Origin of the sequence: Streptomyces sp. NPDC057438 (assembly GCF_042802995.1) — a bacterium.
GTDB lineage: Bacteria > Actinomycetota > Actinomycetes > Streptomycetales > Streptomycetaceae > Streptomyces.
Genome location: NZ_JBHVDD010000118.1, coordinates 1 through 24,129 on the forward strand (window position 1 = coordinate 1; position 24,129 = coordinate 24,129).

17 protein-coding genes and 1 pseudogene are annotated in these 24,129 nt (G+C 73.4%); 10 read left to right on the forward strand and 8 right to left on the reverse strand.

Annotated elements, in window-relative coordinates; genetic code table 11:
• Positions 1-45: 45 nt before the first annotated feature.
• Together ACFU5F_RS38390 and ACFU5F_RS38395 are read right to left on the reverse strand one after the other, a co-directional pair.
• Positions 46-852 carry a thioesterase II family protein gene (locus ACFU5F_RS38390; protein WP_383897785.1) on the reverse strand — a complete coding sequence of 269 codons (807 nt, stop codon included), beginning with the start codon at positions 850-852 and terminating at the stop codon, positions 46-48.
• Positions 853-997: 145 nt separating this feature from the next.
• Positions 998-1,834 carry a BTAD domain-containing putative transcriptional regulator gene (locus tag ACFU5F_RS38395; RefSeq protein ID WP_383897787.1) on the reverse strand — a complete coding sequence of 279 codons (837 nt, stop codon included), beginning with the start codon at positions 1,832-1,834 and terminating at the stop codon, positions 998-1,000.
• 254 nt (positions 1,835-2,088) lie between these two features.
• Between ACFU5F_RS38395 and ACFU5F_RS38400 the strand changes: the two genes are divergently transcribed.
• The 4 genes from ACFU5F_RS38400 (at position 2,089) to ACFU5F_RS38415 (ending at position 7,863) form a co-directional block, all read left to right on the forward strand.
• Positions 2,089-2,448 (forward strand): TIGR04351 family putative TOMM peptide, encoded by a 360-nt coding sequence (locus tag ACFU5F_RS38400; protein ID WP_383897788.1) that lies wholly within the window; start codon positions 2,089-2,091, stop codon positions 2,446-2,448.
• Entirely contained in the window at positions 2,445-4,841 is a 2,397-nt protein-coding gene (locus tag ACFU5F_RS38405; protein WP_383897790.1) for a TOMM precursor leader peptide-binding protein, read from the forward strand. The genes ACFU5F_RS38400 and ACFU5F_RS38405 overlap by 4 nt, the downstream gene beginning before the upstream one ends.
• A 61-nt stretch (positions 4,842-4,902) precedes the next feature.
• Positions 4,903-6,522, forward strand: coding sequence for a SagB family peptide dehydrogenase (locus ACFU5F_RS38410; RefSeq protein ID WP_383897792.1), 1,620 nt, complete (start codon positions 4,903-4,905; stop codon positions 6,520-6,522).
• Between the two features lie 87 nt (positions 6,523-6,609).
• Positions 6,610-7,863, forward strand: coding sequence for a sensor histidine kinase (locus ACFU5F_RS38415; RefSeq protein ID WP_383897794.1), 1,254 nt, complete (start codon positions 6,610-6,612; stop codon positions 7,861-7,863).
• 78 nt (positions 7,864-7,941) lie between these two features.
• Here the strand turns inward: ACFU5F_RS38415 and ACFU5F_RS38420 are convergent, their stop codons facing one another.
• From ACFU5F_RS38420 to ACFU5F_RS38435, 4 genes are all read right to left on the reverse strand, one after another.
• Positions 7,942-8,547 carry a DNA-binding response regulator gene (locus ACFU5F_RS38420; protein WP_383897796.1) on the reverse strand — a complete coding sequence of 202 codons (606 nt, stop codon included), beginning with the start codon at positions 8,545-8,547 and terminating at the stop codon, positions 7,942-7,944.
• 109 nt (positions 8,548-8,656) lie between these two features.
• Positions 8,657-9,676: a ScbA/BarX family gamma-butyrolactone biosynthesis protein gene (locus ACFU5F_RS38425; RefSeq protein ID WP_383897797.1), complete on the reverse strand. Its 1,020-nt coding sequence runs from the start codon at positions 9,674-9,676 to the stop codon at positions 8,657-8,659.
• Between the two features lie 52 nt (positions 9,677-9,728).
• Positions 9,729-11,375, reverse strand: a complete 1,647-nt coding sequence (locus ACFU5F_RS38430; protein WP_383897799.1) for an FAD-dependent monooxygenase — start codon at positions 11,373-11,375, stop codon at positions 9,729-9,731.
• The gene (locus ACFU5F_RS38435) at positions 11,372-12,118 is read right to left on the reverse strand and encodes an HAD family hydrolase (protein ID WP_383897801.1); all 747 of its coding nucleotides are present in this window, start codon (positions 12,116-12,118) and stop codon (positions 11,372-11,374) included. Before ACFU5F_RS38435 ends, ACFU5F_RS38430 begins: the two co-directional genes overlap by 4 nt.
• Positions 12,119-12,132: 14 nt before the next feature.
• Here ACFU5F_RS38435 and ACFU5F_RS38440 point away from each other — a divergent pair, with 14 nt between their 5' ends.
• On the forward strand, positions 12,133-12,294 hold the full coding sequence (locus ACFU5F_RS38440; protein WP_383897803.1) for a hypothetical protein: 162 nt from the start codon (positions 12,133-12,135) through the stop codon (positions 12,292-12,294).
• Positions 12,295-12,694: 400 nt separating this feature from the next.
• On the opposite strand, the gene ACFU5F_RS38445 is transcribed toward ACFU5F_RS38440, so the two are convergent.
• Both ACFU5F_RS38445 and ACFU5F_RS38450 read right to left on the reverse strand, forming a co-directional pair.
• Positions 12,695-15,067: an MMPL family transporter gene (locus ACFU5F_RS38445; protein WP_383897805.1), complete on the reverse strand. Its 2,373-nt coding sequence runs from the start codon at positions 15,065-15,067 to the stop codon at positions 12,695-12,697.
• 103 nt (positions 15,068-15,170) lie between these two features.
• Positions 15,171-16,202: an SMP-30/gluconolactonase/LRE family protein gene (locus tag ACFU5F_RS38450; RefSeq protein ID WP_383897807.1), complete on the reverse strand. Its 1,032-nt coding sequence runs from the start codon at positions 16,200-16,202 to the stop codon at positions 15,171-15,173.
• A 409-nt stretch (positions 16,203-16,611) separates the two neighbouring features.
• On the opposite strand from ACFU5F_RS38450, the gene ACFU5F_RS38455 reads away from it, so the two are divergent.
• The 5 genes and pseudogenes from ACFU5F_RS38455 (at position 16,612) to ACFU5F_RS38475 (ending at position 24,047) form a co-directional block, all read left to right on the forward strand.
• Complete coding sequence (locus ACFU5F_RS38455) at positions 16,612-18,525, forward strand: 2-oxoacid:acceptor oxidoreductase subunit alpha (RefSeq protein ID WP_383897808.1); 1,914 nt, start codon at positions 16,612-16,614, stop codon at positions 18,523-18,525.
• Positions 18,515-19,531, forward strand: a pseudogene (locus tag ACFU5F_RS38460) (2-oxoacid:ferredoxin oxidoreductase subunit beta); the annotation flags it as partial. The gene ACFU5F_RS38455 and the pseudogene ACFU5F_RS38460, both read left to right, overlap by 11 nt.
• A gap of 118 nt (positions 19,532-19,649) precedes the next feature.
• Positions 19,650-19,961 (forward strand): ferredoxin, encoded by a 312-nt coding sequence (gene fdxA / locus ACFU5F_RS38465; RefSeq protein ID WP_383897810.1) that lies wholly within the window; start codon positions 19,650-19,652, stop codon positions 19,959-19,961.
• 233 nt (positions 19,962-20,194) lie between these two features.
• Complete coding sequence (locus ACFU5F_RS38470) at positions 20,195-21,220, forward strand: AfsA-related hotdog domain-containing protein (protein WP_383897812.1); 1,026 nt, start codon at positions 20,195-20,197, stop codon at positions 21,218-21,220.
• A gap of 67 nt (positions 21,221-21,287) precedes the next feature.
• Positions 21,288-24,047, forward strand: a complete 2,760-nt coding sequence (locus tag ACFU5F_RS38475; protein ID WP_383897814.1) for a BTAD domain-containing putative transcriptional regulator — start codon at positions 21,288-21,290, stop codon at positions 24,045-24,047.
• Positions 24,048-24,129 lie beyond the last annotated feature (82 nt).

A 24,129-nucleotide genomic window follows, 5' to 3' on the forward strand; every position in this document is an offset into this window, starting at 1 on the left:
CTCCCCGCGGGGAGCGGACGGCCCGCCGGCCGGTTTCACGGTGCGTCAGACACCGACCGTCCGTGAGGCTTCGGCGAAGTCACGGCCGCCCACACCCGTGCGGTGGACGGTCTCGTACCGGCGCAGCACCTCGGAGAGCAGGTCGAGGAAGGCGCTCTCCTGGTCCCTGATGTAGAAGTGGCCGCCCGGCACCACCACGGTCTCGCACATGTCGGTGGAGTACAGGGACCACTCCCTCACCTCGGGGACCGTCACCAGGCGGTCGTCGGCCCCGGCGAAGGTGTGCAGCGGGACCGGCAGCGGGGTGCGGTCCACGCTCCCGGCGCCCTCACAGAGCATCAGGTCGCCCCGGACGACCGGCAGCAGCGCCGCCAGCCACTCCGGCCGGTCCAGCAGCACCCGGGGCAGACCTCCCAGCGCGGCCAGCCCGCGCATGAGTTCCGCGTCGTCCGCCACATAGCCGTGGGTGAGGGGCGGGGCCGGCAGGTGCGGGGCGCGGTGGGCCCCGAGGAGGAGCGCGAGGGGGAGCCGTTCGCCGCGCGCCCGGCGGTGCTGGGCCAGGGCGAAGGCGACGAGCGCCCCCATGCTGTGCCCGAACAGCACGTGCGGGTGGTCGAGTTCCCCGCCCAGCTCCCGGTCCAGGTCGGCCACGAGCGCGGGGAGGTCGGTGAAGCGCTGCTCCGTCATCCGGCCCTCACGGCCCGGCAACTGCACCGGCAGTACCTCGACCCCGGTCCCCAGCCGACGCTGCCACCCGGCGTAGGCGGAGGCGCCCCCGCCCGCGTAGGGGAAGCAGAACATGCGCAGGCGACCGTCGTGGCGTGGACCACCGCGTCTCAGATAGCGCGTCATAGTGACCGGAACTCCTCTCGTTGCGCGGTGGCCACCAGGTGGCCAGTACCCGCCGTGCCCCCAGCGTCGGCAGCGGCGCTTAAGGGCCGCCAAACGCCCCGGGCGGAGAGAGGAACGCCCCAGGTGGGCCCGCTGGAGGCAGGGGTCAGACCGAGGCGGGCGTGAGCGGCGCGAGGCGCGGTCCGTCGCCGCCGGGCACGGCCGGATCCGGTGACTCCAGGACCGGGTCGGCCCGCAGGATCGCCTGGTGCAGCCGCTGCAGCCGGGTCGACGGCTCCAGCGCGAGCTCCCGGATCAGACACTGGCGCAGCCGCTGGTAGATGCCGAGGGCGTGGGAGGGCCGGCCCGAGCGGTACAGCGCGAGCATCAGCTGCGCGTGCACGGTCTCGTGCAGCGGGTGCTGGGCGGCCAGCGCGGTCAGCTCCCCGAGCAGCGCGGCGTGCCGGCCGAGCCGCATGTCGGCCTCGATCCTGGCGTCCAGGGCGCCCAGCCTGGTCTCCTCCAGCCGTACCGTCTCGACCTCCAGCGCCCGGCCGATCTGCACATCGGCCAGGGCGGGTCCGCGCCACAGCGCCAGCGCCTGGTGCAGCAGCGCGGACGCCTCCCGGGCGGCGCCCTCCCGCAGTGCCGTCTGCCCGGCCACGGACAGCCGCTGGAACCGCGTGGCGTCATCGGGCCCGGCCACGTCCAGCGCGTAGCCGCCGTAGCGCGTGCACAGGATGTCCTTCGGCCCGCGTACCGCGGTCGGGCCCAGCACCTGCCCCAGTCTGCGGCGCAGTTGCCGTATGTACGTCTGGAGGGTGGCGGGCGCGGTGCGCGGCGGGGCGTCCCCCCACAGTTCGTCGAGCAGCGTGGACACGGTCACGACCTGGCCGGCGTGCAGGGCCAGCAGGGCGAGCACCTGGCGGGGCTTGGCCGCGCTGGGCACTACGGACGTGTGGTCGAGCTGGGCGACGAGCGGCCCCAGGACCCGGACCTCCATATGTGGACTCCCTCCAGCCAAAACCGCTCGGCTTGCGTTTCGGAGCTCTCCACAGTGGCACGGAGGCGCGCGCGGCCCCAGTGATCGCTTCATCGCCCGCGCGTGAATTACCGAGAAGCTGACCCATGACGAATTCACACGTGAGGCATGAACGGAACACTGTCGGTGACGACCCCGGTCCCCGAAGAATCCTGTCTGCCGGTCCGACCACGGCGACGTCCGACCCATCACCCACAGGTTCAACGGAGGGCAACGTGCACGAAGGCGTTATTTCCACTCTCGACGGTGCGTGCGGCACGGACCACGCCGTGGGCCTCGACCGGACCCCCGCCCAGGAACTGCGGTTCATGGAGCTGGTCGCACAGGCGTGGCTGGAGCCGGAGCTTTCGCGCCGCTACCAGGTGGACGCCCGTTCTGTGCTCGACGAGTTCGGCGTCACGCTGGCCCAGGGCCAGCAGCCGCCGTCGCTGCCGGAGAACCCGGTGGGTGAGCTGACCATCGAGGAGCTCTCCCGGCCGGGAACCGCCCACGCGTTCCTCTGCTTCTGCCTGTCGCCGGCCCCGGAGCACCGGTACACGGCCGCGTCGGGCGGGAGCCGGGCGGCCGCGCGGTGACCGCTCTCTTCGGCGAGCGTCCCGCGCGGGTGCCGAGAACGCACGACCGGCGGCTCGTGGGATTCCGCAGCCATCTCAGGGCGGAGGTCGTCGCCGACGACGCGGCCTATCTGCTGTCCGACCGGGGGGTGACCGCTCTGCAGGGCGATCACATCGAGGCCCTGGTCCCCCTGCTGGACGGCACGAGGGACCTGCCGTCCGTGCTGCGGGACGCGGCCCCCGAGATCCCGCCCGAGCGGGCGGGACGACTGATCGGCAGGCTCGCGCAGGCCGGTCTCGTGGGGTACGCGACGCCGGCCCCGGTCGGCGGCGGCTCCGACGACCCGGTGCGGCCCGCCCGCGCGTACTGGGAGCTGGCCGGGCTGGACGGCACGGCGGCGCTGCGGCAGGTGGCCGCCGCACCCCTGGAGATCCTGACGGTGGGCGGCGCGAGCGCGGAGGGAGTGGCCGAGGCGTGCCGGGCCGCGGGACTGGCGGTCCTCGCGGACGGCTTTCACGACGGACACGACCACGGGGCGCACCGCGTGGCCGGGGAGGACGTCACCCGGCTGTCCCTCGTCGTCTGCGACGACTACCTGAACCCCGAGCTGCGCGAGATCGACGCCCTGCACCGGGCCACGGGACGGCCCTGGCTGCTGGCCAGGCCCGGTGCCTCGACCGCGTGGGTCGGTCCGGTGTTCCAGCCGGGCGCCGGCCCCTGCTGGTCGTGCCTGGCGCACCGGCTGCGCGGCCACCGGCTCTGCGAGGCCCCGGTGCGGCGGGCGCTCGGCCTGACCGGGCCGGTGCCCCGGCCCGCGGCCCAGCTGCCGCCGACGGCCGCCGCGGCAGCGCAGCTCACCGCGCTGGAGACGGCGAAGTGGCTGGCCGGCTACCGCTATCCGGGCCAGTCCGCGGTCCTGACGCTGGACACCCTCTCCCTGACGACCCGTCACCACGAGCTGCGGCGCCGCCCGCAGTGTCCGGGCTGCGGCGACCCCGGCCTCGTCGCGCGGCAGGTCCTGCGGCCGGTGACGCTCGCCTCCCGGCCCAAGACGCCGCACGCCGGAGGGGGGTACCGGGCGTGCTCCCCCGAGGAGGTCCGTGACCGGTACCAGCATCTGGTCAGCCCGGTGACCGGGGTGATCGAGGAGATCCGCAGGGACCCGAGGGCGCCGGCGGGTCTGCACTGCTATCTGGCGGGCCGTAACGCCGCGCTGGGCGGAACCGACCTCGCACGGCTGCGGGCCGGGCTGCGTCAGCTCAGCGGCGGCAAGGGCGCCACGGCGCTGGACGCCGAGGTGAGCGCCATGTGCGAGGCGCTGGAACGGTACAGCGGCACCCTTCAGGGGGACGAGCCGCGCATCAGGGACAGCCTGCGCGGCCTCGGGGACGCGGCCGTCTCCCCGGACGCCTGCCAGTTGTTCGCCGCCCGGCAGTTCCGGGACCGCGAGCGGTGGAACGCCCTGCACGGCGCGTTCCAGTACGTTCCCGAACCCTTCGACGACCGGGCTCCGGTGGACTGGACCCCGGTGTGGTCGCTCACCGAGGGACGCCAGCGGCTCCTGCCGACCGGCCTGCTGTACTTCCCGGGCTCCCTCGACGGGTCGACCCCGCCGGTGGCGGGCCGTCGCTCGCTGCGCGCCGACTCCAACGGCAACGCCGCCGGCAGCAGCCCGGAGGACGCGATCCTGCACGGGTTCCTGGAACTCGTCGAGCGGGACGCCGTGGCCCTGTGGTGGTACAACCGCACCCGGCAGCCCGGCGTACGGCTGGACGGCGCGGGCGGTTTCGGCGACGGCTGGACCGGGCAACTGCTCGACGTCTACCGGCATTTGAACCGTGAGGTGTGGGTGCTGGACCTGACCGCCGACCTCGGCGTCCCGGTGTTCGCGGCCCTCTCGCGGCGCACCGACAAGCCCGCCGAGGACATCATGTTCGGGTTCGGCGCGCACTTCGATCCGGCCGTCGCGCTGCGCCGTGCGCTGACCGAGATGAGCCAGCTGCTGCCCGCGGTGACCGGCGCCCGGCCCGACGGCACGGGGTACGGCACGACGGACCCCGGACCGCTCGGCTGGTGGTGGGGGGCGACCGTCGCCAACCAGCCCCATCTGCTGCCCGATCCCTCGCAACCGGCGCGCGGCCCGGCCGACTTCGTCTTCCGCAGCCGTCCGGACCTGCGGGACGACGTGGAGGCCGTCGTGGAGCTGCTGCGCGGGCACGGCATGGATCTGCTGGTGCTCGACCAGACCCGACCCGACATCGGGATTCCGGTCATGAAAGTCGTCGTACCGGGCCTGCGCCACTTCTGGGCCCGGTTCGCGCCGGGCCGGCTGTTCGACGTACCCGTGCGGTTGGGCCGGCTGGCCGCGCCGACGCCGTACGAGGACCTCAATCCCGTCCCCTTGTTCGTCTGATCGCCTGATCGTTCGTCCGGAACGGCGCCCCACCGCCGTTCCCGTCCCCCAGGAGCCCTCGATGCCCGCCGAAAGGCCGTTCAGCACAGCCGCGACGACGCACGGCGACCGGCGCTGTGTCGCCCTGTGGTCGCTCCGGGAGGACGTCCTGGTGGACGCGGGGGATCCGGCCGGTCCCGTGGTGCTGTCCGGACGCTGGGGGGAGACCCGGCTGCACCGGGCGGGCCCGCTGGTCCGTGAGGCCCTGCGGCGGATGAGTCTCGGCCCGATCTCCCTGGCCAACGTGGTGGCCGAGCTGGCGGCCGGAAACTCCGTGCGCCCCTCCTCCCCCGAGGGGCGCACGGCCACCGCCGCGGACGAGCAGGCCGAGATACTGATGCTGCTGCACCGGTTGCGGCACCTGGTGGTGCGTTCGCTGATGCTGGAGGACGCCGAACAGCCGCTGCTGTCGGTGGTCCCGATCGTGCAGTCGGCGCGTTACCGGCCGGACACCGTCGACCGCGGCCGTCCGGTGCGGCTGTCACGCTTCGCGTTCCTGCGCAGCGAGGGCGAGGGTTTCGTCCTGGAGAGCCCCGTGTCGCTGTACCGGGTCGTGGTGCACGGCCCGGAGGCCGCCTGGGTGATCGGCATGCTCGGTCGCGCGCACACCGTCGACGAGATCGTGGCGGCCGTTCCCCTGGCCGCCCCGGCGGTCACGGAGATCGTCGCCCATCTGCTGGGGACCGGCATGCTCCTTGCCGCCGAGCAGGAGCCCGCCGTCGGGGACCTGCCCTCCCGGACGGGCGCGGACGAGGAGGGCAGGAGCGGCGACACGGTTCCGGTGTTCGCGGAGGACACGGACCCGGCGCTGCTGTCGTGGGGCGCGGTCGACCTGCTGTTCCACAGCCGTTCCACCCTCGGCAGGCACGACGCGGACTTCGGTGCGACCTATCCGCTCGCCGGGTGCCTGCCTCCCGCCCCGGCGGTCAAGCCGCTGCCGGACGGCCCGCGCCTCCTCCTCCCCCGGCCCTCCCTGAGCGAGGCGGCGGCCGCGGATCCGCCGCTCACCGCGGCGGTGGAGGAGCGCCGCAGCATCCGGTCCTACGGCTCGCAGCGGCTGACCGCCGCCGTACTGGGCGAGTTCCTGTACCGGGCCGTGCGGGTCCGCGGTCTGCCCGAGCGGCATGGCGAGGGCCGGCACGAGGAGGAGTACACCGACCGGCCGTACCCCAGCGGCGGCCGCGCCTACGAACTCGAGTTCTACCTCACCGTCCGGGACTGCGCCGGAATCCCCTCGGGCACCCACTACTACGCGCCGCTGGAGCACTGCCTGGTGCGGGTCGGCGACGACGGCACGGACGCGGTGACGGCGGAACTGCTCGCGGAGGCGCAGATCTCCGCCGGGCTGGACGCCCCGCCCGCCGTGGTCATCACCATCACCTCACGCATCCACCGGCTGTCGTGGAAGTACAGCGGTCTGCCCTACGCGCTGACGCTGAAGCACGTCGGCGCGGTGATCCAGAACCTGTATCTGATCGGGACCGCGATGGGCCTGGCCTCCTGCGCCCTGGGCAGCGGTGACATCGAACTCGCCGCCCGCACCACGGGCACCGACTGGCTGACCGAGCCGAGCGTGGGCGGCTTCGCCCTCGGCATGGCACCGGACGCCGTCACCAACCATCCATGTAAAGCGCACAGTTGATCCATGAGTCCTACATTTATTGCTTAAAGTTCAAAGAACCCGCATAGACTGATCGCTCCTTGATCCCGTTCAGTGTGAGGGGTTTTCATGGAGGCAGCCGCGCCGGAGGCAAAGACAGATGCCGGCATTTCCTTAGAGGACGCCGCCGACGGCGGCGCAGGCGGCAACCCCCCTCTGCCGGCGGCGGTGCGGTTCCTGGGCCTCAGTGCCCCGCCGCCCCGGCTCGCCCGGAGTGTCGTACTGATCGTCGAGTGCGGGTTCGTCCTCACCGGCTTTCTGAACATCGCGGACGCGGAACCGGGACCACTCACCCTGGTCGCCTCGGCGTTCGGCTTCAGCCTGGTCTTCCTTCTCCAACTGGTGCACACCGCACAGCGGTTCCGGCGCTTCCGGGCCCGCTGGTACCGGTGGACGCTCACGCTGCAGGCGCTGATGACCTATCTGCCGCTGTTCGTCCTGGGGTTCGGGTGGGGCGGGATGGCGGGCTTCCTGGGCGCCTCGCTGCTCCTGGTGCTCCGGCCGTCGGTGGCCTGGCCGCTGTTCGGGCTGGTCGCCGTGGCGGCCGCCGCGACCGGGCCGCTGCTGGGCAAGGACCTCGTCGACTCGGCGTACATCACCGTCGCCACCGTGCTCACGGGACTGATCGTGTACGGCCTCAACCGGCTCGCCCAGCTGGTGGTCGAGGTGCACGCGGCCCAGACGGAACTCGCCCGGCTGGCCGTCACCCAGGAGCGGCTCCGCTTCGCCCGGGACCTGCACGACCTGCTCGGCTTCAGCCTGTCCGCCGTGACCCTCAAGAGCGAACTGGCCTGCCGTCTGGTGCCCGCGGCGCCCGACCGGGCACTGGAGGAGCTCAGGAGCATCCTGGAGATCTCCCGGCAGGCGCTCGCCGACGTACGCACGGTCGCCCGCGGCTACCGGGACATGTCCCTGACCACCGAGGCCGTGTCCGCGCAGGCGGTCCTCGCCGCGGCGGGCATCCAGGCGGAGGTGCGGTGCCGTGCGGAGCCTCCCGAGGGGGAGGTGAACACCATCATGGCCACCGTGCTCCGGGAGGCCATCACCAACCTGCTGCGCCACAGCAAGGCGGAGCACTGCCGCATCGACTGCCGGAAGTCGTCCGCGGGCGAGCTGGTGCTCACCATCGCCAACGACGGGGTGCAGAAGACCATGACGGGCTTCCGGGACCCGTCGTCCGGGGCGGACGGCAGCGGCCTCGGCAACCTGCAGTTCCGGCTGGCGTCGGTCGGGGGCCGGCTGACGTCCGGGCTGGACGAGGAGGGGTGGTTCGTCCTGCGGGCCACCGCCCCGCTGCCCCGGCCCGCCCGGCACGCCGGCTGAGCGGGAACGGGGCCCGCGGGCGGAGGGACGCAGGAGGGCCGGGCGAGTGGTCCGACCACTCGCCCGGCCCTCGTCGTCTCACAGCCAGCCGCTCTCCCTGGCCACCCGGATCGCGTCGACGCGGTTGCGCGCGTTGAGCTTGGTGACGACGGTCGTCAGGTAGTTGCGCACCGTGCCCACCGAGAGGAACAGCCGGCTTGCGATGTCCGCCGCCTCCGCCCCGTCGGCGGCCATCCGCAGCACCTCCGTCTCACGGGGCGTCAGCGGGTTCTCCCCGTTGTCGAAGGCCGCGAGGGCCAGTTGGGGGTCGATCACCCGCTTCCCCGCCGCGACGTCCCGTACCGCGTCGGCCAGCCGGTCCGGGGGCGCGTCCTTGAGGAGGAAACCGCCCACCTGGGCCGCGAGCGCCTTGCGGAGCGTGCCCGGGCGGCCGAGGCTGGTCAGGATCAACGTGCGGCACGAGGGCAGCTGCCCGGCCAGTTGGGCCGCCGCGCTCAGTCCGTCGAGACCGGGCAGGTCGACGTCGATGACGGCGACATCGGGCACACACTCCAGGGCCGTGGGAACGATCCGGTCCCCCCGCTCGACCTCGGCGACCACCGTGAGGTCGTCCTCCAAGGTCAGCAGGGCGACCAACGCCCCCCGGACCATGTGCATGTCCTCGGCGAGCAGGATGCGGATCACTGCGCTCCCCCCGTCGGGCCGCGACGATCAGGACGGCCCGTTCGACGAGGACACTACTTGACAGAGAGTGGCCGTAAAAGATCAGAGAGCGATTCCCTTTAAAGTTCACTTAATTTTGCGCGTATTGCGCCACTTCGAGTCGCATGGCCGTGGTGACCGTGTCCTCTTGTACGGCCTCCACCGCGACCGGAATGGTGAAGGTGCCCAGCGCCTCGTCCGACCGGAATCCGCCGACCGTCGCCCGGAGACTGGTGATCCGGTCCAGCTCGGCGTAGTCGGTGAAATCGGTCTCGATGGAGGCGACCGACAGACTGCACGGGTCGAGGCCGTGCAGCCGGGCCACGGAGGCCACCGCCAACTGCCGTGCCGCCTCCATCTGCAGATGGCCCGGCACATGGTCCAGCGGATGGTCGAAGACGTGCGGATGACTGGTGTCCACCACCAACTGGCACGCGAAACGTCCCGGTTGGCCGTCCGTGACGGGTTCGGTGACGAACACGTTCCTGGCGTCGCGCCGCCCCACGGAGCACGGTTCGGCCGCCGTGAAGCGCGGGAGCAGGAAACCGGGATGGTCCGGCAACTGCCGCCTGCTCCGCATGGCCTGGTACGCGGTCCTGGACAGGATCAGCAGCCCGCCCTCCCCGTGCATCGCGGGCCGCCCGTCGACGGCGACGTCCCCGGTGAAGGTGAACCCCTGGACCCGGCCCGCCCTGTTGCGCCGGGTCTTCACGGTCACGTCGACCCGAAGGTCGGCCGGCCGCCGGCCGATGCGCAACGGCTCGAACGCGGTGACCCGCAGCCGCAGGTCCCGGAAGATGAACGCCGAGCCCAGCTCGACTTCCAGATGACGGTGGGCGATCAGGACCCCGGCCTGCCGCACCACTTCCACCAGCAGGGTGAAGTCGTACGCCGGGGAGTCCTCCCCGATCAGATGGCCGCGCGGCAGCTGGGCGGCGACGGCGTACGCGTCCTCGCCCGTCTGCGCCGAGTCGGTCACGAAGACCTCGGCGATCGAGGCCCGGTGGACCAGGGTGCGGGGAACGGTCGCGTCGTAGCTCAGTTCCGCCTCGGGCGCCGGTGGGCACGCCGGGGCCGTCTCGGGCACGAGGGCGGACGTGGAGATGCTCATGTTCGGTCCTTCCAGCAAAGTCTCGGTGTCGCGATCGGTTGGCCCGGCCCGGTCAGGGCAGTTCGGCGGGGACCGGCGCCGTCAGGGCCGGACGGGACGGAAGCCGGGCGATCAGCCCGTCGAGGCCGGCCGGCCCCGAGCAGGCCGCGACGACACCGTCCGGCCGTACGTACGCCACCCAGCGGGCGCCGGTCCCGCCGAGCGTGTGGTCCTGCTCGCGGGCGACGGCGAATCCGGCGCCGCCCTCGGGGACCGGCCCGTCGGCGGTGTCCCGGGGCTGGATCCACAGCACGTGGACCATGTCACCCGCGCCCCGTTCCCGTACCGCCCGCGCGGCCCGCGCGGCCGACTCACCGGCGTCCCCGGCGCCGTACACCAGGAGCGTGTGCCTGCCGGCCGCCGGACGGGCGTGCGGCGTCGCCGGCGCCGGGCCGTGCACCGGGGTCAGTGCCACGTCGGGCGCACGCCGTCCGGGCCGCAGTGCCCCCGGCACGCCCGCGCCACCGCCGGACGCGGTCACCGCCGGGCTCCCGGAGTGGTCCAGGTCGAGCTGGGCGAGCAGGGGGATCGCCTTGCGCTCCAGCAGGCCGGTGGCGGACAGCACCCGCATCACCGTGTCCCGCACGAGCCGGGCCGCCGGGCTGCGCAGCAGCCACATCCGGGTCTGCTTCTCCCCGTTGGCGACCGCCCGCACCGACGCGGGGCGGCGTTCGGCCTCGTAGCTGTCGAGCAGCGCCGGATCGGCGCCGCGCACCACGCTCGCCAGCTTCCAGCCGACGTCGTAGCCGTCCTGGACGCCGGTGTTGAGGCCCTGGCCGCCTGCGGTGGTGTGGGCGTGCACCGCGTCGCCCGCCAGCAGCACCGGGCCCTCGCGGAACCTCGGGGCGACCCTGGCGTGCACCCGGAAGCGGCTGGTCCACCAGGTGCCGTGCAGACGCAGTCCGCCCGGCCCCCGCTCGTCGAGGAGCCGCTGCAGCTGGCGTTCGGAGGGCGGTTCGGTCCGCTCGTCCGGTTCCGTGTCGAAGAAGACCCGGTGTCCCTCGGGCTGGGGGACGATCACCAGCACCCCGTCGGGCGTGATGTGGTGCTGGACCTCGGCCTCCGCGGACGCGCCCTCCAGCAGACCGTCCCCGATCAGGAACGTACGGTCGAAGGTGTGCCCCTCGAAGGGGATGCCGACGCTGTCGCGCACCAGGCTGCGGGCGCCGTCGGCGGCGACGAGCCAGGACACCGTCACCGGCTCCTCGCCCCCGGCCACGCTCAAGGTGACGGTCACCGACTCCCCGGGGCCACCGCGCTGCACGGTCACCGCCGTGACCTCGGTGTCCCACTCCACCGTGCCGCCCAGCTCCGTCAGCCGCCGAAGCAGCGCCCGTTCGGTGACCGGCTGCGGCACGCAGAGGGGGCCGGGGAACGCGGTGCCCGTCAGGTTGCCGAACCGCGCACCGGCGATACGCCTGCCGTTCGACCAGTACGACGCCCCTGCCAGCGGCAGGGCGGTCCCCGTCAGCTTCTCGGCGACCCCCAGACGCTCCAGGCATTCGAGCGCACCGCTCCACAGCACCAGCCCCTTGGGGGCGATGCCGGGACCGGGACGGCGGTCGACGACCCGGCACGGCACCCCGAGGTCCCACAGCGCGCAGGCGGCGCTGAGCCCGGTGGGCCCGGCGCCGACGACCAGCACCGCCGGGGCCGTCACCGGACACCTCCCGCGGCGCCGGCGGCAACGGCCACCGGGCGGTGCAGCAGGCCCGAGATCTCCCGGACGGCGCTGTCGGTGTCGGCGAACCGCACCGCCCGCATGCCGAGTTCGGTCGCGGCCCGGCAGTTCTCGTCCGTGTCGTCGACGAACAGGCACCGCTTCGCCGGGGTGCCGAGCCGGTCGAGGAGGATTCGGTAGATCGCCGGGTCCGGCTTGCGCACGCCCTCCCGGTGCGAGTCCACGACCACGTCGAAGAGTTCGTCGACGGGCACCTGGGCGCGCCACAGCGGTTCCCACTCGCGGACGTTGTTGGTGAGCAGGGCGAGCCGGTAGCCGTCGCGGCGCAGGGCGCGCAGGAACGACAGGAACGGCTCGTTGGGGCGACGGCCCCGGAACCACAGCTCGCCGAAACCGCGTCCGTCCGCCAGGATCCGGCCCGCTCCCTCGGGGAGCTGCGCGAGGATCCGGTCCACCATCTGGCGCTCGGTGATCGCGCCGGTCTCCAGGGCCGCCATCGGGGTCTCCCCGTGGAGTTCCGTCGCCGCCAGGAACGCCTGGGCGAGGTCGGCCGGCTCGATACCGGCCAGCTCGGCGAAGGCGGCGAAGGTCTCCACGAGCGGGTTGGTCAGCACTCCTCCGTAGTCGACGACGATCGTGTCGACGGCCATGGCGCTCCCCTCACCCGCCGCCACGCGGCGTACGGACCGCGCCTGTGGCCCGGTCGGTTGTGTGGACGTCATCGGACTGGTCCCCCTTGCTTTGGTCGATCTGGTGGGTCTGGTGGGTCTGTTGGCTGTGGTGGGCCTGGTGGTCGTGGGGCCTGGTGGCCGTGGTGGATCTGGTGGCCGTGGTGGATCTGGTGGTTCTGGTCGATCCAGCGGTCTGGTGGGCCTCGTGGACCCGGTGGACCCGGTGATCCGGTGGACCCGGTGATCCGGTGGACCCGGTGATCCGGTGGACCCGGTGGGTCTCGCTGATCTCGTCGGCTCGGGGCGGGGTGGCAGGTACGGATGATCCGGACGGGCTCGGGCCGACCGTCTCGGCGTGTCCCGTCCTCCGGACGGCCGGGTGGCCGGACCGCCTGGTAGCCGGACGGCCGAGTGGCCGGACGGTCGAGTGGCCGGGTGGCCGGACGGTCGAGTGGCCGGGTGGCCGGGAGTTGGCGGGTAGTGGGCGGGCGTTCGTGCGGGGCTGCCGCGGCGTCCGCCCGACGCGTTGCCCGGACGCTAACGGCGGTCGCTTGTGCCCTGGCAAAGAGGTGCGGGAGGACCTGTGGAGGTCCTCCCGCACCCTGGGTTCGCTGAGCCGGCGTTCCGTCAGCCGGACGGCTTTCCGGCCGCCGCGCCGACCGTGTCCGCCCGTTCCCTGTCCTTCTCCCTGTCCTTCTCCTTGTCCGTCTCCTCCGGTGTCGGTGTCGGCGCCCCCCGCTCGGCCGGAGCGTCCGGTGCCGGGCCGCCCTCACGGATGCCGAACCGCGCGTGCAGCCGGCGCAGCGGCCCGGGGGCCCACCAGGTCGCCCGGCCGGTGAGCGAGAGCACGGCGGGGACGAGGAGCGTACGGATCACCATGGCGTCCATGAGGATGGCCAGGGCGACTCCCAGTCCGAGCATCTTCGTGTTGGTGATCCGGGACGTGCCGATGGCCACCATGACCACCGACAGGACCAGCGCGGCGGCGGTGATGACACCGCCGGTGGAGCGGATGCCCTCCACCACGGCGGCCCGGTGGTCGTGCGTGCGCTCGTGCTCCTCCTTGACGCGGGAGAGCAGGAACACCCCGTAGTCCATGGAGAGTCCGAACGCGAGGCAGAACATCAGCACCGGCAGGGCCGTCTCGATGCTCCCGGTCGGGGTGAAGCCGAGCAGCCCCGACAGGTGCCCGTCCTGGAAGACCCACACCACGGCCCCCAGCATCGCGGTGAGGCTGAGCGCGTTCAGCAGCACGGCCTGGAGCGGCACGAGCACACTGCCGGTGAGCAGGAACACCAGGACCAGGGTGGCGAGCACGATGATGCCGACCGCCCACGGCAGACCGCGTCCGATGGCCGCCTGGCTGTCGATCAGGGCCGCGGTCGTCCCGGAGGCGGAGGCGGGGAAGTCCGTGTCCACCGCCCTGACGTCGCGCACCAGTTCCTTGCCCTCGTCGGAGACGGCCTCCACACCGGGCACCACGGTGACGTACGCGATCTCACCGGAGGTCCGGCCCGGCTGCGCCGGTCCGGTGGCCCGGCCGTCGGAGTAGGTGCCGGTCGGCGCGTCCACCCGCAGGACCCCGGGGATCCGGGACAGCCGCTCGGCGTACTCGCCCAGTCCGGCGGCGGGCGCCTGCCGTGTGACGACCTCGACCGCCCCGGTGGGACTGCCCTGGAAACGGTCCCTGATGTGCTCCTGCACCACCCGGGAGTCGGCGGACGCGGGCAGCTGCCGGTAGTCGGCGGTGCCGAAGTCGACGTTCAGGAAGGGGGCGCCGAGGAGCAGCAGTACGGCCAGGGTGCCGGTGGCGACCAGCGGCGCGCGCCGCATCACCCCCCGGGCCAGCCGGGCCCAGCCGGCTCCGGTCGCGTCGGGCTCCCGGCGCTCACGGGAGCGGCGCCGGATCAGCTTGCGTACGTCGAGGGAGTCGATGCGCCGGCCCAGGACGGCGAGCAGGGCCGGCAGCACCACCAGGGCGGCGACGGCGGCGAGGACCACCACACTGATCCCGGCATAGGCGAGGGACCGCAGGAAATAGAGCGGGAACACCAGCATCGCGGCGAGTGAGACGGCGACCGTCGCGGCCGAGAACAGCACGGTCCGCCCGGCCGTGTTGAGGGTGACGGCGAGCGCGCCGGACGTGTCCCGGCCGGTGGCGAGTTCCTCGCGGTAGCGGCGCACGATCAGCAGCGCGTAGTCGATGGCGAGGCCCAGGCCGAGGGCGGTGGTGAGGTTGGTGGCGAAGACGGAGACGTCGGTGAAGGAGGTGAGGACCCGCAGCACCGCGTTGGTGCCGAGGATCGCGATCACCCCGATGCCGATCGGCAGCAGTGCGGCGACCGCGCTGCCGAACACGACCATGAGGATGAGGAGCGTGATCGGCAGCGCGATGACCTCGGCGCGCACGAGGTCTTCTCGGATGAAGGTCTGCTGCTCGTTCTGGACGGCGACGCTGCCGCCGATCCGGACGGTGAGATCGCCCCGCCGTCCGTCGAAGTGCCCGACGATCCGGTTCTCCAGGGTGCGGTCGGCCTCCAGTTCGTCCCCGGTGAGCCGGGCCACCACCAGGGCTTCCCTGCCGTCCTTCGAGCGCAGCGCGCCGGAGCCGGTGTCCCAGTAGGAGGTGACGCCGGTGACGCCCGGCTCGTCGGCGAGCCGGGCCGCCAGCTCCCGGCCCTGGCGGGCCACGTCGGCGTCGTCGACCCCGGTGCCGGCCCGGGCCAGCAGGACGAGGTTGGGGCGGGCGCCGGGGAACTCCCGTTCCAGGACGCCCGCGGCGTAGGAGGACTCGGAGGAGGGGTCGACGACGCCTCCGCTGCCACCGCTGCGCAGCCGGTCGGCCACACCGCTGCCGAGGACGACGGCCCCGGCCAGCAGGATCACGGTGAGCACGAGCAGCAGCCGGGCCCGGCTGCCGGTCAGCCGGGCGAGGGCGGTGAACGCGCCGGGGGGCGGCGCGGTTTCGGGGGGCGGGTTGTCTTTGGTCACTGCGGTCATGGGGGCTCCCGGGACGTCGGGGTGAGTGGGGTGTGCCGGGTCGGCTACGGCGCCCGCGGCGTCGTACGCGGCCCCGGACGCCCGGGGACGCCGACCGGTGCCGTCAGCGGCGGCGCAGGTGGAACGTGCCGGGCGTGGTCGAGGGGACGCCGGTGAGGATCTCCCGGAGTCCACCGCTGACCACGTAGTCGCCGTACGGGGTCACGGTCACCGTGGTGGGGTCCTCGTGCGGCCAGGTCTGGCGCTGGACGGTGCGGGCGGTGCGCCAGCCGTCGGTGGAGCGCAGTACCAGGACGGCGTCCGGGCTCTGGCGTCCGCCGGACAGCGACAGGTCGTTGGAGACGACGACCAGCGAGCCGTCGGGGCGCAGCGCCATGCCGTCGAGGGAGGCCGGCGCCCCGTCCAGACGGACCTCGCTGACCTTCGGCCGCGCCGAGCAGGGGCGGTCGATGCGGAAGAGGCGGCCGCCCTCGTACCTGCCCATGAGGAGGAAGCCGGCGGGGTGCTGGACGATGCCGTTCGGACCGGTGTCGGCGGTGGCGAAGCGGTCGTCGCGCAGGACCTTCAGGACCTCGCCGTCGCGGCTCACGGTGGTGACCGTGTCGACGCCGGTGTCGGTGACGTGGATGGTGCCGTTGCGGTCGACGGTGAGGTCGTTGGCGCGGGGCAGGGGCTGTCCGTCGGACACGTCGACCAGGTGCCGCACGGCACCGGTGGCGAGGTCGAAGACGCCGACGCCGGACACCGGGGGCAGCGAGGGGTCGATGATGCCCATCATCCGGAAGAAGTAGTCGGTGTAGGCGGCCAGGACCCGGCGGCGGGGCGCGTCCACGGTGATGCCGAGGACCGACACCTGGGCGAACGGGGCCACCAGCGGGGTCACGGAGCCGTCCGCCCGGACCACCGAGATCGTGCCCTGCGCGCTGGACCCGACGAGGAACGCCTTCCTCGTGGGGTCCCAGGCGACACCCTCGGGGTACAGGCCCGGGGCGGTGACGCTGAGCGTGCGCGGCAGCGGGCAGCGGGCGGACTTCGCGAACGCCGGCAGCGGAGTGGCGGCGAGCGCCCCGCCCACGGTGGCGGCGGTGGCGACTCTCAGCAGGGTTCGGCGGGAGGCCGGGGCTGACGCGTCCAAGGTGTGCTCCTTCATTCGGTGGCGAAGAGGGGAAGAGGCTTGGGCCGGGCGGGCCGGGCGGGCCGGTGCGCGGCGGTGTCCGGTGACGGCGGGCGCTGACGACGGGCAGGGCCGTCCGGGGCGCCGCCGGGTGAGGGGAACGCCGGGTCCGGCTGTCCACCGGCCGTGAGAAGGGTCGCGAGCCGCTCTGGAGAACCGCTGAACCTCCGCTGAACCGGCGGCGGGCGGCCGGCAGCGCCACACGGAGGGGCGCGGGGCGCTTTGGCCCGGCGCAAGGCGGCCTGCCTAGCGTCCCGGTCAGGCAGGCCCTGCCGGCACGTTCCCGCCCACCGGGACGACGCGAGCGCTAAGGCAGGGCCCGGCCCACGCAGCGGCGCCGGACAGCGGAAAGCCAGAGGAGACGAGACGCGTGACGGTAGACACCGTGGACATCGAAGAGGCCGTGCCGACGCCGGCCGGGATCCGCACCAAGGACGTGCGCCGCCTGGACGGGGTGGTCATCCGGTTCGCCGGGGATTCCGGTGACGGGATGCAGCTCACGGGCGACCGTTTCACCTCCGAGACGGCGTCGTTCGGGAACGATCTGTCGACCCTGCCGAACTTCCCCGCCGAGATCCGCGCCCCCGCGGGCACCCTGCCGGGCGTCTCCTCCTTCCAGCTGCACTTCGCCGACCACGACATCCTCACCCCCGGCGACGCACCCGACGTCCTGGTCGCCATGAACCCCGCCGCCCTCAAGGCCAACCTCGCCGACCTCCCCCGCGGCGCGGAGATCATCGTCAACACCGACGAGTTCAGTCGGCGCGCCCTGCAGAAGGTCGGCTACGCCACCAGCCCCCTGGACGACGGCTCGCTGGACGCCTACCGCGTCCACCCCGTCCCCCTGACCACGCTGACCGTCGAAGCGCTCACCGCCTTCGACCTCAGCCGCAAGGAGGCCGAACGCAGCAAGAACATGTTCGCGCTCGGCCTGCTCTCCTGGATGTACCACCGCCCCACCGAAGGCACCGAGAAGTTCCTGGCCGCCAAGTTCGCCAAGAAGCCCGAGATCGCGGCCGCCAACCTCGCCGCGTTCCGGGCCGGCTGGAACTTCGGCGAAACCACCGAGGACTTCGCGGTCTCCTACGAGGTCGCGCCCGCCACCGCCGCCTTCCCTCCCGGCCTCTACCGCAACATCAGCGGCAACCTCGCCCTCTCCTACGGCCTCGTCGCCGCCTCCCACCGGGCCGAACTCCCCCTCTACCTCGGCTCCTACCCCATCACCCCGGCCTCCGACATCCTCCACGAGCTGTCGCGCCACAAGAACTTCGGCGTCCGCACCTTCCAGGCGGAGGACGAGATCGCCGCCGTCGGCGCCGCGCTGGGGGCCGCGTTCGGTGGATCGCTCGCGGTGACCACCACCTCCGGTCCGGGCGTGGCACTGAAGTCGGAGACCATCGGACTGGCCGTCTCCCTCGAACTGCCCCTGCTCGTCGTCGCCATCCAGCGCGGCGGCCCCTCCACCGGCCTGCCCACCAAGACCGAACAGGCCGACCTCCTCCAGGCCATGTACGGCCGCAACGGGGAGGCACCGGTGCCGGTGGTGGCGGCCCGCACCCCCGCCGACTGCTTCGACGCCGCCATCGAGGCCGCCCGGATCGCGGTCACCTACCGCACCCCGGTCTTCCTGCTCAGTGACGGCTACCTGGCCAACGGCTCCGAGCCGTGGCGCATCCCCGGTACCGACGAACTCCCCGATCTGCGGGTGCGGTTCGCCCAGGGGCCCAACCACACCCTCGACGACGGCACCGAGGTGTTCTGGCCCTACAAACGCGACCCCGAGACCCTGGCCCGCCCCTGGGCCGTGCCCGGCACCCCCGGCCTCGAACACCGCATCGGCGGCATCGAGAAACAGGACGGCACCGGCAACATCTCCTACGACCCCGCCAACCACGACCTCATGGTCCGCACCCGCCAGGCGAAGATCGACGGCATCGACGTCCCCGACATCGAGGTCGACGACCCGCACGGGGCCGACACCCTCGTCCTGGGCTGGGGGTCGACCTACGGCCCCGTCGCGGCGGCGGTACGGCAGCTGCGGACGGCCGGGGAACCTGTCGCCCAGGCCCACCTGCGCCATCTGAACCCCTTTCCGAAGAACCTGGGCGAGGTGCTCTCCCGGTACCGGCAGGTCGTCGTGCCCGAGATGAACCTCGGTCAGCTCGCCACGCTCGTCCGGGCGAAGTACCTGGTCGACGTCCACTCGTGCACCCAGGTCACCGGCACACCGTTCAAGGCGGGCCAGCTCGCCCACACACTGCGGGAGACGATCCGTGGGAACTGAACTCCGGCTCCAGCCGAAGGACTTCAAGTCCGATCAGGAGGTGCGCTGGTGCCCCGGCTGCGGTGACTACGCCATCCTCGCCGCCGTCCAGGGCTTCATGCCCGAACTCGGCCTGGCCAGGGAGAACATCACCTTCGTCTCCGGCATCGGCTGCTCCTCCCGCTTCCCGTACTACATGAACACCTACGGGATGCACTCCATCCACGGACGCGCCCCCGCCATCGCCACCGGGCTCGCCACCTCGCGGCGCGACCTGTCCGTCTGGGTCGTCACCGGCGACGGCGACGCCCTCTCCATCGGCGGCAACCACCTCATCCACGCCCTGCGCCGCAACGTGAACCTGAAGATCCTCCTCTTCAACAACCGCATCTACGGCCTGACGAAGGGGCAGTACTCCCCCACCTCCGAGGTCGGGAAGATCACCAAGTCCACCCCCATGGGCTCCCTCGACGCCCCGTTCAACCCGGTCTCCCTCGCCCTCGGCGCCGAGGCCTCCTTCGTCGCCCGGACCATCGACTCCGACCGCGCACACCTCACCGACGTCCTGCGGCAGGCCGCCGCCCACCCCGGCACCGCGCTGGTGGAGATCTACCAGAACTGCAACATCTTCAACGACGGCGCGTTCGACGCCCTCAAGGACCGTCGGCAGGCACAGGAAGCGGTCATCCGCCTCGAACACGGCAGGCAGATCCGCCTCGGCGCGGACGGCTCCCGAGGCGTCGTACGCGACGAGACCACCGGCGACCTCGACGTCGTCACCGTCACACCCGACAACGAATCCCGCGTCCTGGTCCACGACGCCCACGCCGCGTCCCCCACCACCGCGTTCGCCCTGTCACGGCTCGCCGACCCCGACACCCTGCACCACACCCCGATCGGTGTCTTCCGCAGCGTCGAACGCCCCGTCTACGACACCCGGATGGCCGACCAACTCGACACCGCCGTCGACCGGTTCGGCAAGGGGGACCTGTCCGCCCTGCTCGCCGGCAAGGACACCTGGAGGGTCGGCCGGTCCGCCGCGGCCGGCCGCCCGCAGGGGCGCGACCTCGGTTCCACGGCCGCCCGCACGTATCCGTAACCGTCCGACCGCAACCGTTTCACCGCTCATCCCGGGGAGGGACAGCATGACCTATGTGATCGCTCAGCCCTGTGTCGACGTCAAGGACCGGGCGTGCATCGACGAATGCCCGGTCGACTGCATCTACGAGGGCCCGCGCAAGCTCTACATCCAGCCCGACGAATGCGTCGACTGCGGCGCCTGCGAGCCCGTCTGCCCGGTGGAGGCGATCTTCTTCGAGGACGACGTCCCGGCCGAATGGAGCGGCTACCGCTCGGTGGACGCGGAGGTCTTCGCCGACCTCGGATCACCCGGCGGAGCGAGCGCGGCGGGACCGCTCGCCGAGGACCATCCCCTGGTCTCCGCGCGGGCCGCGTAACGCCCGGCAGACCTCGCGCAGACCTGTGCGCGGACCTCGCGGTGGCCGGCGTCCGGCCCCCGGATGGCCCGATTCCGCCGTGATACAGCCCGGTTCCAGGCCAGGTACAGGCCGATACCAGTGATCCGGGACACCGTGGAGGCGGTGGCGGAATTCTTTCGCCACCGCCCTGTGGCGTTGTGCGCGCCGACCGCACCCCGCGCGCATCCCGGGCCATCCCACAAGGAGCTGCCATGGACATCACCTTCACCTCCCAGCCCGCCGCGTCCGCCCCGGACTCCAGAGGTCTCGCCGCACCGCTCCACCTGCTGCACAGACCGGTCACACCGGAGGGGTTCCTGCTGGACGCCACCGCTCCGGTGGAGCAGCACTTCGCGCTCTCCGCCGAACTGCCCGCCGGACATGGCACGTTCAACGACGGGCCGGCCACCTTCCACGATCTGCTCTTCGTCGCCGAGACCCTGCGCCAGGCGACGCACTTCGTCGCCCACCAGTACTTCCGGGTCCCCGCCGAACGCCCCGCGGTGTTCGTCTCCAGCGGGCTCGACGTCCTCGACCTCGCCCCGTGGCGTCCCACGGGGCGGCCGGCCCATCTGACCCTGGACATCACCCTGGTCCCCGTGGACGTGGTCAACGGCGTCCCGCGCGGCCTCGACTGCCGCGGTGACGTGGCCATCGACGGCGTCGGGTGTGGGAGCGCTTCCGCGCGGATCCAGTTCCTGATGCCCGGGGTGTACCGGTCGCACCGCGAGGTGGGGCGCCGGGAGAGTCTGCGGAGCACCGCGCCGGTGGTGCGCCCGCTGGCGTCCATGACCGTGGCCTCCCAGGAGGAGCCGCCCGTCGTGGCGCCGGAGTCGGTCGGGCGCCGGGACCCGCGCAATGTCATCGTGGGAACGCCGCTGCGGGCACCGTACGGGGAGTTCGTCCTGCCGGTGGCCGGCGACCCGGGCCACGAGATCTTCTCGGCCGTACCCGGTGACCACGTCCCCGGTCCGGTGTTCCTGGAGGCGTCCCGGCAGGCGTCGCTGCTCGCCGCCGCGGAACTGCACGGGCTGCGGCCCGCCCACGCCATGCTGACCCGGTGGCGGGCGTCGTTCCGCGGCTTCGGAGATGCCGATCTGCCGCTGACCTGCACGGTCGTCGCGGACGAGCCGGTCCGTGACGAGGCGGGCCGGCCCACCGTGCGGACCAGGCTCGCCTTCAGCCAGGGCAGCCGTGTCCTGTGCACCGCCTCGGCCGTCCTGCTCCAGGACTGCTGACCGCACGCCGCACGGACCGGCCGACGCCCTCCCCTCCCACTCGTCTTCCTGATCAAGGAGCTCTCCGATGCGTTTCCGGGTTCTGGGGCCGGTGAGTCTGTCGCCCCGCACTCCCTCCGCGGCGAAACCGCGCGCCCTGCTGGCCACCCTGCTCGTGCAGGCCGGTGAAGTCGTCCCGGTGCACAGCCTGATCGACGAACTGTGGGGGACGGAACCACCGCGCACCGCGACCACCACCCTCCAGGTGTACGTCTCCCAGCTGCGCAAGGTGCTCGCCGACAGCGGGGGGCCCACGCCGGCCGGGGACCTGCTGACGCGGGCTCCCGGATACCTCCTGGCGGTTCCTGAGCTGGAGTTCGACCTGCCCTGCTTCGAGCAGCTGCGGGCCGAGGGCCGCACGGCGTACCAGGAAGGGGACTTCGCCGACGCCTCCCGGCTGCTGCACGAGGCGCTCGCGCTGTGGACGGGCCCGGCCCTGTCGGGGATCCCGCACGGGGTGCGGCTGGAGTCCGCCGCCATCCGGCTGGACGAGCTGCGGATGGAGGTCCTGGAGCAGCGGATCGTCGCCGACCTGCGGCTGGGCCGCCACCAGGAACTCGCCGGGGAGCTGCTGGCCCTGGCCAACGAGCACCCGCTGCGGGAGAGCCTGCACGGTCACCTCATGGTGGCGCTGTACCGGACGGGCCGCGGATCCGACGCCCTGAGGGTGTACGGGCGGCTGCGCCACTCCCTCGTGGAGGAGCTGGGGGTCGAACCGGGCCCGGGCCTTTCCCGGCTGCACGAACGCGTCCTGCGCCGGGACCCCTCCCTGGACTGGCAGCCACCGCGCGGCGCGCGGAACACGGACCGCGAGAACGCGGGCCGTGCGGACCTCGGCCGCGAGAGCGGAGCACCGGCGCACCCGGAGGGCCCCGGGCGGGCGGCGGAACCGGCCGGCGGACCGCGGCCCCTGCCCGGCCCGCCGCCTGCACTGCCCTCCGCGCCGCCCGGCTTCGTCGGCCGCCACGAGGAACTGGCGTACGGGGAGAAGGCGTTGCGCGGGAGCGTCGGCGGGCGCCCGGTCCGTGTCCTGGCCCTGTCCGGGCCGGCCGGCGTCGGCAAGACCGCGCTGGCGCTGCGGCTCGCGCACCGGACGGCGGACCTGTTCCCGGACGGCGCCCTGCTGGTCGGCCTGCGCGGACCGCAGGGGCGTCCGCTCAGCTCCGCGCAGGCCGGAGCGGCACTGCTGCGGCGTCTCACCGACGACGTCTCCGACGCCCCGCTCACCGACCCCGAGGAGCTGACGGACCGGCTGCGGCGGGCGCTGCGGGGCCGCCGGATGCTGCTGCTCCTGGACGACGCCGCGTCCGAGCAGCAGATACGGCCGCTGCTCCGGGCCTTCGCGGAGGGCACGGTGATCGTCACCGGCCGCCGCCGGGCCGCCGCCCTCGACGGCGCGGAGCACCTGGGGCTGGACGCGGTACGGCCCGAGGAGGCGGTGGAACTGCTGCTGGCCGCCGGTGGCGAGCGGATGGCCCAGGACCCGGCGGCGGCCGCCGAGATCGCCCGGCTGTGCGAGTACTTCCCACTGGCGCTGCGCGTGGCCGCGGCGGCCCTGACGGCACGGCCGCACACCACCCCCGCCGCGCTGGCGGGCCGGCTGCGCGACGAGCGGACCCGTCTCGGTGTCCTGCGCGAGGGCGATCTCGACCTGCGCTCCAGCCTGCTGACGGGATATCAGGAGGCCGGCCCCGCGCTGCGGCGCGCCTTCCGGCTGCTGTCGCTGGCCCCGGCCCCCGACTTCACGGGGTGGACCGTCGCGGCCCTGCTCGGCACCGGGCAGGCGGAGGCGGAGGAGACGGCCGAGGAACTCGTACGGGCCCAGTTGCTGGAGGCCCGGACCGACGGGCAGTCGGTCCGCTACGGCTTCCACTCGCTGCTGCGGGTGCTGGCCACCGAACTGCGGGAGGCGGAGCCGGCCGCCACCCGGACCCGGCGGGACGCCGTCGAGCGGCTGGGCCTGGCCTACGCCGGACTGGCCCGCCACGCGGACGCACGGCTCACCCCGGGACGGGACTGGCGGACCCACTCCGCCGCCGCGGTCCCCGGGACCGACGCCGCGACGGTCGTCGGCGCGAGCCCCCTGGGATGGTTCCGCGAGGAGGCCACGGGCCTGGTGGAGACCGTACGGCAGACGCACGCGGCGGAGCTGTGGCCCCTGGTGTGGCGGCTCGCGTGGAGCGCCGCCGGCTACTTCCACGCCCGGGCCGCGTGGGAGGAGTGGGAGGAGACCCACCGGCTCGCGCTGGACGCCGCGCGGCGGGCCGGGAACACCGAGGCGGAGGCGGTGATCCAGTACTCGCTGGGCGACCTCGCCTGGCAGCGCCGCCAGGCCGACCGGGCGCTGCGCCACCACACCGCCGCGCAGCACGCGTTCGAGCTGGTCCGTGACCGGGCCGGGGTGGCGCGCTGCCGGATCGGCGCGGCCGACGTCCTGCTCGGACAGGGGCTGGCGGAGCCCGCCGCGCGGCGTTACGGGCGGGCGCTGGCGGTGTGCTCGGCGGAGGGGGACGCGCGGGGCGAGGTGGCCGCGCTGAACGGGCTGGCCCTGGTGGCCCTGCGGCGGGGCCGCCCGGAGGTGGCCGGCCGGCATCTGGAGCAGTGCCGGCGTGCCGCGGAACGGCTCGGTGACCGCCGCTGGACGGAGTACGTCCGCCGTACCGCGGCCCGCCTGGCGCCGGATCCCGCGCGCCGTCTGTCACCGGTCGCGCATGCGGTCGAGGTCCGCCCGGGGATGTGGCTCATCGGAGCGGACGTCCCGGCCCTCACCCCGGCGGGAGCCGCCTGACGTCCCGGCCGCCCGCTCCCGGGCTTCCCGGCGGCCGGCGGTGGGCGCGGGTGCGGGCCGCGCGGTGAACCTCTCCGGTCAC